15 protein-coding genes are annotated in these 12,896 nt (G+C 70.8%); 8 read left to right on the forward strand and 7 right to left on the reverse strand.

Annotation, left to right across the window (positions count from 1 at the left end; all coding sequences use genetic code 11):
- Positions 1–55: 55 nt before the first annotated feature.
- The 3 genes from BG482_RS33415 to BG482_RS33425 form a co-directional block, all read right to left on the reverse strand.
- Positions 56–796, reverse strand: coding sequence for a transglycosylase SLT domain-containing protein (locus BG482_RS33415; RefSeq protein WP_069772951.1), 741 nt, complete (start codon positions 794–796; stop codon positions 56–58).
- A gap of 307 nt (positions 797–1,103) precedes the next feature.
- On the reverse strand, positions 1,104–2,219 hold the full coding sequence (locus BG482_RS33420) for an S-adenosylmethionine:tRNA ribosyltransferase-isomerase (RefSeq protein WP_069772952.1): 1,116 nt from the start codon (positions 2,217–2,219) through the stop codon (positions 1,104–1,106).
- Complete coding sequence (locus BG482_RS33425; protein WP_069772953.1) at positions 2,216–2,914, reverse strand: SDR family oxidoreductase; 699 nt, start codon at positions 2,912–2,914, stop codon at positions 2,216–2,218. Before BG482_RS33425 ends, BG482_RS33420 begins: the two co-directional genes overlap by 4 nt.
- A 246-nt stretch (positions 2,915–3,160) precedes the next feature.
- Between BG482_RS33425 and BG482_RS33430 the strand changes: the two genes are divergently transcribed.
- The 4 genes from BG482_RS33430 to BG482_RS33445 all read left to right on the forward strand — a co-directional run bounded on the left by BG482_RS33430 (position 3,161) and on the right by BG482_RS33445 (position 5,810).
- Positions 3,161–4,306 carry a GAF domain-containing sensor histidine kinase gene (locus tag BG482_RS33430; RefSeq protein WP_069772954.1) on the forward strand — a complete coding sequence of 382 codons (1,146 nt, stop codon included), beginning with the start codon at positions 3,161–3,163 and terminating at the stop codon, positions 4,304–4,306.
- Entirely contained in the window at positions 4,299–4,940 is a 642-nt protein-coding gene (locus tag BG482_RS33435) for a response regulator transcription factor (RefSeq protein ID WP_069772955.1), read from the forward strand. The genes BG482_RS33430 and BG482_RS33435 overlap by 8 nt, the downstream gene beginning before the upstream one ends.
- A 168-nt stretch (positions 4,941–5,108) precedes the next feature.
- The gene (locus tag BG482_RS33440; RefSeq protein WP_069772956.1) at positions 5,109–5,354 is read left to right on the forward strand and encodes a chaplin; all 246 of its coding nucleotides are present in this window, start codon (positions 5,109–5,111) and stop codon (positions 5,352–5,354) included.
- A 216-nt stretch (positions 5,355–5,570) separates the two neighbouring features.
- Positions 5,571–5,810 (forward strand): chaplin, encoded by a 240-nt coding sequence (locus tag BG482_RS33445; RefSeq protein WP_069772957.1) that lies wholly within the window; start codon positions 5,571–5,573, stop codon positions 5,808–5,810.
- 140 nt (positions 5,811–5,950) lie between these two features.
- On the opposite strand, the gene BG482_RS33450 is transcribed toward BG482_RS33445, so the two are convergent.
- Positions 5,951–6,739 carry a hypothetical protein gene (locus tag BG482_RS33450; protein ID WP_079142449.1) on the reverse strand — a complete coding sequence of 263 codons (789 nt, stop codon included), beginning with the start codon at positions 6,737–6,739 and terminating at the stop codon, positions 5,951–5,953.
- Positions 6,740–6,891: 152 nt separating this feature from the next.
- On the opposite strand from BG482_RS33450, the gene BG482_RS33455 reads away from it, so the two are divergent.
- From BG482_RS33455 to BG482_RS33465, 3 genes are all read left to right on the forward strand, one after another.
- Complete coding sequence (locus BG482_RS33455) at positions 6,892–7,689, forward strand: ABC transporter ATP-binding protein (RefSeq protein ID WP_069772959.1); 798 nt, start codon at positions 6,892–6,894, stop codon at positions 7,687–7,689.
- 59 nt (positions 7,690–7,748) lie between these two features.
- Entirely contained in the window at positions 7,749–8,180 is a 432-nt protein-coding gene (locus BG482_RS33460; protein ID WP_069772960.1) for an NfeD family protein, read from the forward strand.
- Positions 8,181–8,322: 142 nt separating this feature from the next.
- On the forward strand, positions 8,323–9,288 hold the full coding sequence (locus BG482_RS33465) for an SPFH domain-containing protein (protein WP_069772961.1): 966 nt from the start codon (positions 8,323–8,325) through the stop codon (positions 9,286–9,288).
- Between the two features lie 80 nt (positions 9,289–9,368).
- Here the strand turns inward: BG482_RS33465 and BG482_RS33470 are convergent, their stop codons facing one another.
- The 3 genes from BG482_RS33470 to BG482_RS33480 all read right to left on the reverse strand — a co-directional run bounded on the left by BG482_RS33470 (position 9,369) and on the right by BG482_RS33480 (position 11,572).
- Positions 9,369–9,875: an HNH endonuclease gene (locus BG482_RS33470; protein WP_069772962.1), complete on the reverse strand. Its 507-nt coding sequence runs from the start codon at positions 9,873–9,875 to the stop codon at positions 9,369–9,371.
- A gap of 197 nt (positions 9,876–10,072) precedes the next feature.
- Positions 10,073–10,612: a YbhB/YbcL family Raf kinase inhibitor-like protein gene (locus tag BG482_RS33475; protein WP_069772963.1), complete on the reverse strand. Its 540-nt coding sequence runs from the start codon at positions 10,610–10,612 to the stop codon at positions 10,073–10,075.
- Positions 10,613–10,789: 177 nt separating this feature from the next.
- Positions 10,790–11,572: a sporulation protein gene (locus BG482_RS33480; RefSeq protein WP_069772964.1), complete on the reverse strand. Its 783-nt coding sequence runs from the start codon at positions 11,570–11,572 to the stop codon at positions 10,790–10,792.
- A gap of 153 nt (positions 11,573–11,725) precedes the next feature.
- On the opposite strand from BG482_RS33480, the gene BG482_RS33485 reads away from it, so the two are divergent.
- Positions 11,726–12,367, forward strand: a complete 642-nt coding sequence (locus BG482_RS33485) for a DNA-3-methyladenine glycosylase (protein ID WP_069772965.1) — start codon at positions 11,726–11,728, stop codon at positions 12,365–12,367.
- Positions 12,368–12,896 lie beyond the last annotated feature (529 nt).

Genomic DNA, 12,896 nt, shown 5'->3' on the forward strand with positions numbered 1-12,896 from the left:
GGGCGGCGTCTCCCGACCGGGGAGACGCCGCCCTTCGGCGTGTGTGTGTGGGGGGTCAGTACGCGCTGTTCACGTTGTCGATCGAGCCGTACTTGTCGGCCGCGTAGTTCGCGGCGGCCGTGATGTTGGCGATCGGGTCGTAGATGTTCCAGGAGGTGCCCGAGACGTGGTACGCCGTGAACGTCGGCGGGATCACCTGCAGCAGACCCTTGGACGGGATGCCGTTGATGGCGTTGATGTCCCAGTCGTTGATCGCGTTCGGGTTGCCCGAGGACTCCCGCATGATGTTCTTGTGCAGCCCGTGGTAGCTGCCCGGGATGCCCTTGGACTTCATGATGTCCAGGGAGTGCTTGATCCAGCCGTCAAGGTTGTTGGCGTAGTGCCGGACGGTGGCCTTCTTGATCGCGGCGCGCTTGGCGGACCGGTTCGCGGCCTCCTTGGCCTTGTGCGAGGCGGCGGCCTTGGCGGCGGCCTTCCGCTTGGCGGCGGCCCTGGCGGCCGCCTTCTTCTTCGCGGCCACGGCCTTCGCGGCTGCGGCCTTCTTCTTGGCGGCCGCGGCCTCGGCGGCCTTCTTCTTGGCCTGGATGGCGTCGACCTTCACGCTCGTCGCGGCCAGCTGGTCGGTCACACTGGTCTTGACGTCCTGCACCGGCTGGGAGCTGTAGGCGACCCGGGCCGAGGAGACGGCGTCCGTAGTGGTCGTCTGCGCGTCGGCCGGCACCACCGAGAAGGCGAGGGCGGCGGCACCGAGGGTGGCCGCACCGGCGATCGCGATCTTGTGAGTGTTCTTGGGCATGCGGAAGGACCTCTTCGAATAGCGCGGAGGTCGCTCACTTCGTCCGACGGCGGACAGCGGGTGCTTGAGGCACGAGCGCCGCGGGCTGAACCCACGGCGCTGAGCGACGAGAGCAATTCTTAGCGGCCGCAAAATGCCCAGGCAAAGGTGTGACGTACGATCCCCGGTAGTGGAGCGGGGAAGGGCAAATCGGGACAGATAGAACCATCTGCCCCGTTCACCGGGTGCCCCTTTGTCTCCTAATGGCCCTAGTACGTGATGTGCGCCCTATGTGCGGCCTCACATGCCTCTTAGATCGTTCTCACAGCTAGTTGCCAAAGCAATGCAATGTGTCAGGGCTCTCCTCCGGCAGGATGAGATGCAGGTCCCCGAACTCGTGCCACAGGTAGCGCGCGTCCAGCGCCTCGTCGTAGCCGCGTTCGATCGCGGCCCGCCCCGCCACCGCCTCCAGCATCAGCAGATGCGAGGCCTCCGGCTCGTGCAGCCCGGTCAGCAGCCCGTCCACCACCCGCACCCCGCGCGCGGGAGTGACGACGAGATCCGTCCACCCCGCACGCGCGCGGACGACCCCGTCGGCGTCGGCCGCCGACTCCACCGCCCGCACGGCGGTCGTGCCGACGGCGATCACCCGACCGCCCCCGGTCCGCACGGCGCCGATCAGCAGGGCCGACGCCTCGGGCACCGCGAACCGCTCCGGATACGGCGGCTCGTGGACCTCCGCCGAGGCGACCCCGGTGTGCAGCGTGACCGGCGCGAACTGCACCCCGCGGCTCACCAGCTCCGTCACCAGGGCCGACGTGAAGGGCCGCGCCGCACTGGGCATCTCCGCACTGCCCGACCCGTCCCCCGACGGCAGCGCGAACACCGTCTGGTAGACGGACAGCGGCTGGTCCCGCTCCGTGTAGGAGTAACGGATGGGCCGCCCGTACTCCCGCAGCAGCCCGGGAACGACCCCGCCGGGGGAGACCCGGGCCCACCACAGCCGCCCGCCGCCCCGAACCAGCGGCTCCTCCAGCGTCATCCGGACACCCCCGGGCAGCCGCACCCGGGAACCCGCCGGACCGCCCGCCCGCGCGCGGGACGTGCCCGCGCCGTCCGGCTCGCGCAGCTCGACCGCCCACCGCCCGTCGTCCCCGCGCGTGGAGAAGTGCACCGCCACGCGCGCGTGCCCGACCCGCCCGTCGACGGCCGCCGCCAGCGTCGGCGAGGTGTTCACCACCAGCACGTCACCGGCCCGCAGCAGGCCCGGCAGCTCCCGGAACGCGTGATGCGCCACCGCCGTGCCCCGCGACACCAGCAGCCTGACGTCGTCCCGGCCCCGCCCCGGCCCGCGCTGCTCGGCCGGCACCCGCGCCGACAACCCCTCGGGCACCTTCCGCCACCCTCGGACGGGCTCGCGCGGGACCCCCGCCGTCAGCGTCATCGCCGCGCCTCCAGAAGTGCCGGAGCCCCGTACCGCCCGCTCGGCGGGCGCTCGTCCAGCAACCGAAGGAAGGCCGGCGCCACCGCGGCCGGATCGGGGCGGGGGCCGTCGTCCTCGGGGACCGCCGCCGCGTACAGGTCCGTGGCCATGTCACCGGGGTCCACCGCCCACACCCGCAGCCCCGGCTCCTCCTCGCCGAGCACCGCCGCGAGCTGGTCCAGCGCCGCCTTGGACGCCCCGTAGCCGCCCCACGTCCCGTACGCCTCGGCGGCCGCGTCCGAGCTGACGGTGATCACCGCGCCCGCCCGAGCGCCACGCAGCAGCGGCAACGCCTCCTGGACCAGGCCCAGGGCCGCCACCACGTTCACCTCCAGCGCCCGCCGCAGCCCGTCCAGGGGCAACGCCTCCAGCCGTACCAGCGGTTCCGCGCCCAGCGCGCTCGCGTTGTTCACCAGCAGGTCGCAGCCCCCGAGCCGCCGGGCGGCCGCCACAAGCCCGGCCCGGTGCCCCGGATCGGTGACATCCCCGGCGCGGGCCTCGACCCGGGTCCCGTACGACGCCACGGAGGCCGCCGCCGCCTTCAGCACCTCCGCCGTCCTGGCGTCGAGCACCAGGTCCCAGCCCCGGGCCGCCAGCGCCTCGGCCAACGCCCGCCCCAGCCCCTTCGACGCCCCTGTGATGATCGCTACCGGCATGACAACCGTCCCCTCGTCGCGGCGGACCGCCTCCGACCCGGCGGTGACCCCAACCTAGGAACCGGCCCGCCGCCCCCGCCTCGGACGCGGGACGCAGACGGAAGGGGCCCTTCGTCGTACGTCCCGACGCCTCGTCCGCACGGCGTAGGCCGATGCGCCCGGGACCTCTGCCCTAGGTCTCCCGTCCCGCCCACGGCCGCCACAGGCCCGATCCACGCCGTCGGACCCCGCCGGTACCGTGAGGACATGAGTCAAGGCCCCCGGTCCGGCCTCGCCGCGGTGAGCTCCGCGCTGCTGGCCATGAGCAGGCACCTGGAGGTGCGCGACGTCCTCAAGACGATCGTTGCCTCCGCCCGTGAACTGCTGAACGCGCAGTACGCCGCCCTGGGCGTCCCCGACGATCACGGAGGCTTCGCCCAGTTCGTCGTGGACGGCGTCAGCGACGAGCAGTGGAAGGCCATCGGCCCCCTGCCCCGCCAGCACGGCATCCTGGCGGCGATGCTGCACGAGGCCAGGCCCGAGCGCCTCGCCGACGTCCGCAAGGACGCGCGCTTCGAGGGCTGGCCCTCCGCCCACCCCGAGATGTCCGACTTCCTGGGCCTGCCCGTCCGCGACGGCGACGAGGTCATCGGCGCCCTGTTCCTCGCCAACAAGAACTGCGTCAAGCCCGAGGGCGGCTGCGGCTTCACCGAGGACGACGAGGAACTGCTGTCGATCCTCGCCCAGCACGCCGCGATAGCACTCACCAACGCCCGCCTGTACGAACGCAGTCGCGAGCTGACGATCGCCGAGGAACGCTCCCGGCTGGCCCACGAGTTGCACGACGCCGTCAGCCAGAAGCTGTTCTCCCTGCGCCTGACGGCCCAGGCGGCCGCGGCCCTCGTCGACCGCGATCCCGTACGCGCGAAGGGCGAACTGCAGCAGGTCGCCGCCCTGGCCGCCGAAGCCGCCGACGAACTGCGCGCCGCCGTGGTCGAGTTGAGGCCGGCCGCGCTCGACGAGGACGGCCTGGTCGCCACCCTGCGCACCCACATCCAGGTCCTCGACCGCGCGCACAGCGCCCGCGTGACCTTCACCAGCACCGGTGTCCGGGCACTGCCCGCCGCCCAGGAGGAGGCCCTCCTGCGGGTCGCCCAGGAAGCCCTGCACAACGCCCTGCGCCACTCCGGCGCGGACCAGGTGGCAGTCACCCTGCACAAGCGCGGCCAGGACACGGTCCTGCGCGTCACGGACGACGGCAGCGGCTTCGACCCGTCGACGGTCCGCAGGGCGGGCCGTCACTTGGGCCTGGTGTCGATGCGGGACCGGGCGAGCGGCGTCGGCGGCACACTCACGGTGGAATCGGCGCCCGGCAGGGGCACCGCGATCGAGATGGAGGCTCCCGGTGGCTGACGCAATCAAGGTGCTGCTCGTGGACGACCACCAGGTCGTCCGCCGGGGGCTGCGCACCTTCCTGGAGGTGCAGGACGACATCGAGGTCGTCGGCGAGGCCGCCGACGGGGCCGCAGGAGTGGCCCTCGCCGAGGAACTGCGCCCCGACGTGGTCCTGATGGACGTCAAGATGCCCGGCATGGACGGCGTCGACGCCCTGCGCAGGCTCCGCGAACTGGCCAACCCCGCGCGCGTGCTGATCGTCACCAGCTTCACCGAACAGCGCACGGTCGTCCCGGCCCTGCGCGCCGGCGCCGCCGGATACGTCTACAAGGACGTGGACCCCGACGCCCTGGCCGGCGCCATCCGCTCGGTCCACGCCGGCCACATCCTGCTCCAGCCGGAGGTCGCCGGCGCGCTCCTGTCCCAGGACGAGGCCAACTCGGGCCAGGGCCGCGGGGGTTCGCTCACCGAACGGGAGCGCGAAGTCCTCGGCCTGATAGCGGACGGCCGCTCGAACCGCGAGATCGCCCGCGCCCTGGTCCTCTCCGAGAAGACCGTCAAGACGCACGTCTCGAACATCCTGATGAAACTCGATCTCGCGGACCGCACCCAGGCCGCCCTGTGGGCCGTGCGCCACGGCGTGGCCGGCTGAAACGAGCCGACGGGCTGCTCCGCGCCGGGCAGCTGGGAGGGTTACCTTCCGATCCGAGATTCATACCGTCGTGGGAATGTCCCCCGGATGGCGCATCCTTCGACGGTCTCCGCCGTTCTCCCTGCGTGCCGCGGCGACTGCCGCGGCGATCGCGAGGAGGGCTCAGAAGTGAAGAACCTGAAGAAGGCCGCGGCTGTGACGATGGTGGCCGGCGGCCTGGTGGCCGCAGGCGCCGGTCTGGCCTCCGCCGCCGACGGCGCCACCGCCCTCGGCGAGGCCAAGAGCTCGCCGGGCGTCGTCTCGGGCAACCTCGTCCAGGCCCCGGTCAGCGTTCCGGTCAACGTGGTCGGCAACAGCGTCAACGTGATCGGCGTGCTGAACCCGGCCTTCGGCAACCTGGGCCTCAACCACTGAACCGCTGAGGTCCTTCCGGACCCGTGGTGATCTTCGGCCTCTCCCGGCCCCCACCGGGAGAGGCCGGTCTGTTTGTCGTCCCGTAGCTCTGTAGTCCCAATGGCCCGAACGGGCCTTTCCGGCCCCGGCGACCGCACCGTTCCCGATCATCCCCACGTTGGACAGCGCACGGCCCTCGGCCGGGTCGGACACGCAACCGCAGGAGGAACCCTTTCCATGAACATCGCCAAGAAGACCGCTGTGGCCCTCACCGTCGCCGGCATCGCCGCCGGCGCCTCGGCCGGAGCGGCCGTCGCCGACGCGGGCGCCGAAGGCGCGGCCGTGAAGTCGCCGGGCGTCGTCTCGGGCAACCTCGTCCAGGTCCCGGTCAACGTTCCGGTCGACGTGGTCGGCAACAGCGTCAACGTGATCGGCCTGCTGAACCCGGCCTTCGGCAACACGGGCGTCAACGGCTGACCTCGCAGCCGAGGCCGCGCAGAGGCCCACGCGTCGACGACGACGCACGGGCCCCTGCGCGTACCCCGCACAGGACGACGCGCCTTCGGCACAGCCCGAAGCCGCGCCCACCGACTCGAGGGCAGTCCGTCCGCCCACGCTCACCGAACCCCGCGCTCCCGCTCCTCCACAACGGAGTTGTAGGCGGCGACCAGCGCCCGCCGAGCCGTCCGCTCCACCGGCCGCAACGCCTCGGAGCGAGCCGCCATCTCCGCGGAGCTGACCGCACCCCCGTGCCCGTTCTCCTGGGCGAGCGACACCAGCAGCTGCACTCGCTGCGCCAGCTCCAGCACCCGCACCGCCCGCGGCGGATACCCCGGCGCCAGCACCTCCCGCCCCTGCTCCGACCGCGCCCGGTACGCGTCGATCGCCGCCTCGGCCACCGGCCCCGACCCGGCCACGTCCAGCCGCGACAGCACCGCCGTGGCGTCCCGCAGCGCCTCCGCCAGCTCCCGCTCCGCCTCGCCCAGCGACGGCACGTCCGCCGGCGGGGCCTCCCGCACCGGCAGGCAGTGCCAGACCACCTCGACGTGCATGTCCCCGGCCGGACCGGCCTCGGACACCTCGGGCACCAGCCCGTGACCGGCGCCGTGACAGACCACCGCCTCCCGCGCGTCCAGCGCCCGCGCGTTGAACTCCGGCGGCCCGCTCAGCCCCAGCGGATGGCCCGAGACGGGCAGCGCGAGCCGCAGCCCGGTCACCCCCAGCGCCCGCAGCCGGCCCAGCGCCAGCGTGAGCCCGACGGGCGCGGACTCGCCCGGCAGCCCTTCCACCCGATGGACGGCGTCCTCCCCGACGATGGCGAGCACGGCGTCGTCCGGCGAGACGAATCCGGCCAACAGGGCATTTCCCCAAGCGGCAAGGCGACCAGAGCGCGGTTCCGAAAGCATGCCCCCAGCCTAAGGACCGGACCGATGGAACGGGCCGCCCGACCGGTGGCGTAGATTTTCCCGGAGGGGCCGCGCCACCCACGCGCGGCGGTCCGAGCCACAGGCGCCCGCGACAACCGACCGGCCACACTGCAAGGGGAGACAACCCGCTCATGAGCGATGTTCTGGAGCTTCAGGACGTAACCGTGGTCCGTGAGGGCCGGGCTCTCGTGGACCAGGTCTCCTGGTCGGTCAAGGAAGGCGAGCGCTGGGTCATCCTCGGTCCCAACGGGGCCGGCAAGACGACCCTCCTGAACATCGCGTCCACCTACCTCTTCCCGAGCTCCGGCGACGTCTCCGTCCTCGGCGAGCCCCTCGGCAAGCCCGGCACCGACGTCTTCGAGCTGCGCCCGCGCGTGGGCATGGCCGGCATCGCCCTCGCCGACAAGCTCCCCAAGCGCCAGACCGTCCTGCAGACCGTGCTGACCGCCGCGTACGGCATGACGGCCGGCTGGCAGGAGGAGTACGAGGACGTCGACGAGCAGCGCGCCCGCGCCTTCCTCGACCGCCTCGGCATGAGCGACTACCTCGACCGGAAGTTCGGCACCCTCTCCGAGGGCGAGCGCAAGCGGACCCTCATCGCCCGCGCCCTGATGACCGACCCCGAGCTGCTGCTCCTCGACGAGCCGGCCGCCGGCCTCGACCTCGGCGGCCGCGAGGACCTCGTACGCCGTCTCGGTCGCCTCGCCCGCGACCCCATCGCCCCCTCGATGATCATGGTCACGCACCACGTCGAGGAGATCGCTCCCGGCTTCACCCACGTCCTCATGATCCGCCAGGGCAAGGTCCTCGCCGCGGGCCCCGTCGAACTCGAACTCACCTCCCGCAACCTCTCCCTCTGCTTCGGCCTCCCGCTCGTCGTGGAACAGGTCGGCGAACGCTGGACCGCCCAGGGCCTGCCCCTGTCCTGACCCCGTGCCGCCCCCCTCGCGCCCTGTCCGCGACGGGACCCCGGCCCTACCATGACCCTGTGAACGACATCGACGCGTGGGTGTGGTGGCTGGTCGGTGCGGCAGCGCTCGGTATCCCGCTCGTGGTGACCGCGATGCCCGAGTTCGGCATGCTCGCGGTCGGCGCCGTGGCCGCCGCAGTCGCCGCGGGGCTCGGCCTGGGCGTCGTCGCCCAAGTGCTCGTCTTCATCGTCGTCTCGGTCGCGCTGATCGCCGTCGTCCGTCCCATCGCGACCCGGCACAGCAGGCAGCGCCCCCAACTCGCGACCGGCATCGACGCGTTGAAGGGCAAGCAGGCCGTCGTCCTGGAACGCGTCGACGGCGCGGGCGGACGCATCAAGCTCGCCGGAGAGATCTGGTCGGCGCGTTCACTCGACGGCGACCGCGCCTACGACGTCGGGCAGCAGGTCGACGTCGTGGACATCGAGGGGGCCACGGCGATCGTCATCTGACCTTGCCCAACTCCCGCACGACGTAAGTCGACCGAACACCTCGCGAGCCGCACGACGGTCTGTCAGACTCGACCAGCAAGATCTTCAACAGGCATAAGATCTTCCGAAACGCCGAGGCGGAGAAGGGTAGGGGGATCCGACGATGGAACCGGTCATCATCGTCCTGATCATTCTGGTGGTGTTGGTCTTCATCGCCCTGATCAAGACGATCCAAGTCATCCCGCAGGCCAGCGCCGCCATCGTGGAGCGCTTCGGGCGCTACACGCGCACGCTGAACGCCGGCCTCAACATCGTCGTCCCGTTCATCGACACCATCCGCAACCGCATCGACCTGCGCGAACAGGTCGTGCCCTTCCCGCCCCAGCCGGTGATCACCCAGGACAACCTGGTCGTCAACATCGACACGGTCATCTACTACCAGGTGACCGACGCCCGGGCCGCCACCTACGAGGTCGCCAGCTACATCCAGGCGATCGAGCAGCTCACCGTCACCACCCTGCGCAACATCATCGGCGGCATGGACCTGGAGCGGACCCTCACCTCCCGCGAGGAGATCAACGCGGCCCTGCGCGGCGTCCTCGACGAGGCCACCGGCAAGTGGGGCATCCGCGTCAACCGCGTCGAGCTCAAGGCGATCGAACCGCCCACCTCCATCCAGGACTCGATGGAGAAGCAGATGCGCGCCGACCGTGACAAGCGCGCCGCCATCCTCACCGCCGAGGGCACGCGCCAGGCCGCCATCCTCACCGCCGAGGGCGAGAAGCAGTCCCAGATCCTGCGCGCCGAGGGCGAGGCCAAGGCGGCCGCCCTGCGCGCCGAGGGCGAGGCCCAGGCCGTGCGCACGGTCTTCGAGGCCATCCACGCCGGCGACCCCGACCAGAAGCTCCTGTCCTACCAGTACCTCCAGATGCTCCCGAAGATCGCCGAGGGCGACGCCAACAAACTCTGGATCGTCCCCAGCGAGATCGGCGACGCCCTGAAGGGCCTGTCCGGCGCCATGGGCAACTTCGGCCCGTTCGGCGGCGGTTCGGGCGGCAACAACTCCGGCAACGGAGGCGGCAACGGCGGTGGCGGCAACGAACGCCGCGAGAAGCCGTCCATCGACTGACCGCCGACGCACCGACCGCGCAACGCGACCGGGGCCCGCCTTCCCCGAGAAGGCGGGCCCCGGCCACGTACGGATGCGGACTACGCGGCGTCCAGCGTCAGCCACTCCGGCAGCGCGGCCAAGTCGTCCTGGCCCAGCGCCAGCAGCATCGCGTCCGCCGGCGTCGGCTCGAAGGGCCGGCGCAGCAAGGGCATCTCCGCCTGCTCCGGAGTCCGGTCCGCCTTGCGGTGGTTGTCCTCCGCACACGAGGCGACGGTGTTCAGCCACGAGTCCTGACCACCCTGCGCCCTCGGCACCACGTGGTCCACGGTCGTCGCCCGACGACCGCAGTACGCGCACCGGTGCCGGTCCCTGATCAGCACCCCCCGCCTCGACCACGGAGCTTGTCTTCGGAAGGGCACCCGCACGTACCTGCACAGCCTGATGACCCGGGGCGCGGGGATGTCGACCTCCGCTCCACGCATCCGCAGTTCGGGGTGGGCCTGCTCGACGACGGCCTTGTCCTGCAGCACCAGAACGACGGCTCGGTTCAACGTCACCGTCGACAGCGGCTCGAAGCTCGCGTTCAGCACCAGCGTGTCCCGCATACCAGCCCACCTCCTGTGTGCACCGGCCCACCCCCTGGCGGGCTGGGATCAACTCTGGCCGGGCACGCCGAGATGGACAACGCAATATCTGCTGCTCCACGGGAGGTGACCCCCGCGACCCCCGGCAACAAAAATGCCCGCCTCTGATCACTTCCAAGACCAGAGGCGGGCAAACGTTCCGTGAACGATGAGCTGACTCATCCCTCCTTGGGATGTTCGTACTCACCGATCAACTGCGCGCGGCCGATCGCATGGAAGCGCAGGTTGAACCCGACGACGGCCGGCGAGGCGTCGGCGTCCGGGCCGAGCTTCTCCTGGTCCACCGCGTAGACCGTGAACACATACCGGTGCGGTCCGTCCCCCGGCGGCGGTGCGGCCCCGCCGAAGTCCTTGCTGCCGTAGTCGTTGCGCGCGTGCACGGCGCCCTCCGGCAGCCCCTCGAACCCCTTGCTGCCCGCACCCGCGGGCAGCTCGGTCACCGAGGCGGGGATGTCGAACAGGACCCAGTGCCAGAACCCGCTGCCCGTGGGGGCGTCGGGGTCGTAGCAGGTCACGGCGAAGCTCTTGGTCCCGGCCGGGAAGCCCTCCCAGCGCAGGTGCGGCGAGGTGTTCCCCGCGGACTGGACCTGTGCGTCCTCGAGGACCGCCCCTTCCTTCACGTTCTCGCTCGTGACCGTGAACGACGGCACCGGCGGATGGAAATCGTGGGGCAGCGGCCGCCTCTTCAGCTCGGTCACCTCGACACCTCCTGATAGATCGGAAAGGCATTCCCTTCGGAGCCTACGACCTCCGTACCCCGCACGGGCCCGAGCACGGCCCGAGCGAGCCGAGTACAGCGCGGAGGGCCCGGAACGCCGTACGGCACTCCGGGCCCTCCGTCCGTACCGTCCTGCTCCGGGAGCGTCCGGAACGTCCTAGAACCAGTTGCGCTTGCTGCCGACCTCGGACAGCCACTGGTTCAGGTACGCCGGCCAGTCGGTGCCCTGGTAGTCGTTCAGGCCCACCTGGAACGAGCGGAAGGTGTCACTGCCCTCGCTGAACAGACCGGGCTTCTTGTCCATCTCCAGTACGACGTCCATCGCGTACTCGTCGGCGACGAAGCTCAGCTCGACCTGGTTCAGCCCCCGGTACTGCGACGGCGGGAAGAACTCGATCTCCTGGTAGAACGGCAGCTTCTGCCGCGTGCCCCGGATGTGCCCGCGCTCCAGGTCCGCGTTCTTGAAGCGGAAGCCCAGCTGGATGAAGGCGTCCAGAATGGCCTTCTGCGCCGGCAGCGGATGCACGTTGACCGCGTCCAGGTCACCGGAGTCCACGGCTCGCGCGATCTCCAGCTCCGTGGTCACGCCGACGTTCATCCCGCGCAACGCCTGCCCGTCGATCATCGTGACCGGCGTCTCCCACGGGATCTCCAGCCCGAACGGCACCGCGTGCACGGCACCCGCCTGGAGCTCGAAGGCGCCCCCGAGGCGCTGCTTCGTGAACTCGATGTCCTGCTTGTACTCCTGGTCGCCGCTCTCGACCTCGACCTTGGCCTGCAGCCCGACCGACAGCCCCTCGATCTGCTGGTTGACGGACCCGCCCTGGATCCGCACCTCGCCCTGGACGACACCGCCCGGAACGACGTTGACCTCGGTCAGCACCGTCTCGACCGAAGCCCCGCCGGCCCCCAGACTCGCGAGCAGCTTCTTGAACGCCATGATTCTCCCTCTACGACCTTCTTCGGACGGGATCCCTCGATCCCTACAAACGCGATCCCGACGTGGCCGGTTCCGCCGCCCCACACCCTGACAAGTCGACCGCCCCGCTGACCACCCCGACGCACCCACGGGTCTGCACTACGCTCGGAGGGCATGATCGCGACCACCGACCGTACGCCGCTGCCCAGGACCTTCTTCGACCGCCCCGTCCTGGAGGTGGCCCCGGATCTCCTCGGCCGCCTGCTCGTCCGTGCGACTCCCGACGGCCCGATCACCTTGCGCGTCACCGAAGTCGAGGCGTACGACGGCGGGAACGACCCCGGCTCCCATGCGTATCGCGGTCCCACGGCCCGCAACGGCGTGATGTTCGGCCCGCCGGGGCACGTGTACGTCTACTTCACCTACGGCATGTGGCACTGCATGAACCTCGTCTGCGGTCCGGAGGGCGTCGCGAGCGCCGTCCTGCTCCGCGCAGGCGAGATCGTCGACGGCGCGGAGCACGCGCGCAAACGCCGGCTCTCGGCCCGACACGACAGAGAACTGGCCAAAGGCCCCGCCCGCCTGGCCACCGCCCTGGACGTGGACCGGGCCCTCGACGGCACGGACGCCTGCGCTGCGGGGGACACCCCGCTACGGGTCCTGACGGGCACCGCGGTCCCCTCCGACCAGGTACGCAACGGTCCGCGTACCGGGGTGTCGGGCGACGGAGCCGTCCACCCCTGGCGGTACTGGGTCGCTGACGATCCGACAGTGAGCCCCTATCGGGCCCACGTCCCCCGGCGCCGCCGAAGTTGACTCCCTCATGGACGGCGCGTAACGTAGCCCGAGCCGCTTGAACCGGGTACGGCGTTCGCCTGCAGCCGGAAGCGGCCACCCACTACCTACGATCCCCCTCAGCGGGAGTGAATTCGGCGTGCCTGCATGCCTGAATTCCCAGCCCGCGGAACTCGATTATGAGTTGCGGAGGGAATCGGCTAACGTAGTGAATGTCGAAAGGCCGACGGGCGAAAGTCCGAAAGCCCAAGGCAATCCCGCCGACAGGGAATCGGATCGAGAAAAAGATCTGATAGAGTCGGAAACGCAAGAACGAAGGGAAGCGCCCGGAGGAAAGCCCGAGAAGTTCGGGTGAGTACAAAGGAAGCGTCCGTTCCTTGAGAACTCAACAGCGTGCCAAAAATCAACGCCAGATATGTTGATACCCCGTCCCCGGCCGTGAAAGCCGAGGATGAGGTTCCTTTGAAGTAAACACAGCGAGGACGCTGTGAACGGCCGGGCTTATTCCGCCTGGCTGTTCCGCTCTCGTGTGTGCGATCCCGATTACGGG

Source organism: Streptomyces sp. LUP30 (assembly GCF_001746365.1).
Lineage (GTDB): Bacteria > Actinomycetota > Actinomycetes > Streptomycetales > Streptomycetaceae > Streptomyces.

Bases quoted from the DNA above. Each gene is read 5' to 3' on its own strand.
- BG482_RS33415 (WP_069772951.1), bottom strand. From the start codon at position 796: ATGCCCAAGAACACTCACAAGATCGCGATCGCCGGTGCGGCCACCCTC.
- BG482_RS33420 (WP_069772952.1), bottom strand. From the start codon at position 2,219: ATGACGCTGACGGCGGGGGTCCCGCGCGAGCCCGTCCGAGGGTGGCGG.
- BG482_RS33425 (WP_069772953.1), bottom strand. From the start codon at position 2,914: ATGCCGGTAGCGATCATCACAGGGGCGTCGAAGGGGCTGGGGCGGGCG.
- BG482_RS33430 (WP_069772954.1), top strand. From the start codon at position 3,161: ATGAGTCAAGGCCCCCGGTCCGGCCTCGCCGCGGTGAGCTCCGCGCTG.
- BG482_RS33445 (WP_069772957.1), top strand. From the start codon at position 5,571: ATGAACATCGCCAAGAAGACCGCTGTGGCCCTCACCGTCGCCGGCATC.
- BG482_RS33450 (WP_079142449.1), bottom strand. From the start codon at position 6,739: ATGCTTTCGGAACCGCGCTCTGGTCGCCTTGCCGCTTGGGGAAATGCC.
- BG482_RS33455 (WP_069772959.1), top strand. From the start codon at position 6,892: ATGAGCGATGTTCTGGAGCTTCAGGACGTAACCGTGGTCCGTGAGGGC.
- BG482_RS33465 (WP_069772961.1), top strand. From the start codon at position 8,323: ATGGAACCGGTCATCATCGTCCTGATCATTCTGGTGGTGTTGGTCTTC.
- BG482_RS33470 (WP_069772962.1), bottom strand. From the start codon at position 9,875: ATGCGGGACACGCTGGTGCTGAACGCGAGCTTCGAGCCGCTGTCGACG.
- BG482_RS33480 (WP_069772964.1), bottom strand. From the start codon at position 11,572: ATGGCGTTCAAGAAGCTGCTCGCGAGTCTGGGGGCCGGCGGGGCTTCG.
- BG482_RS33485 (WP_069772965.1), top strand. From the start codon at position 11,726: ATGATCGCGACCACCGACCGTACGCCGCTGCCCAGGACCTTCTTCGAC.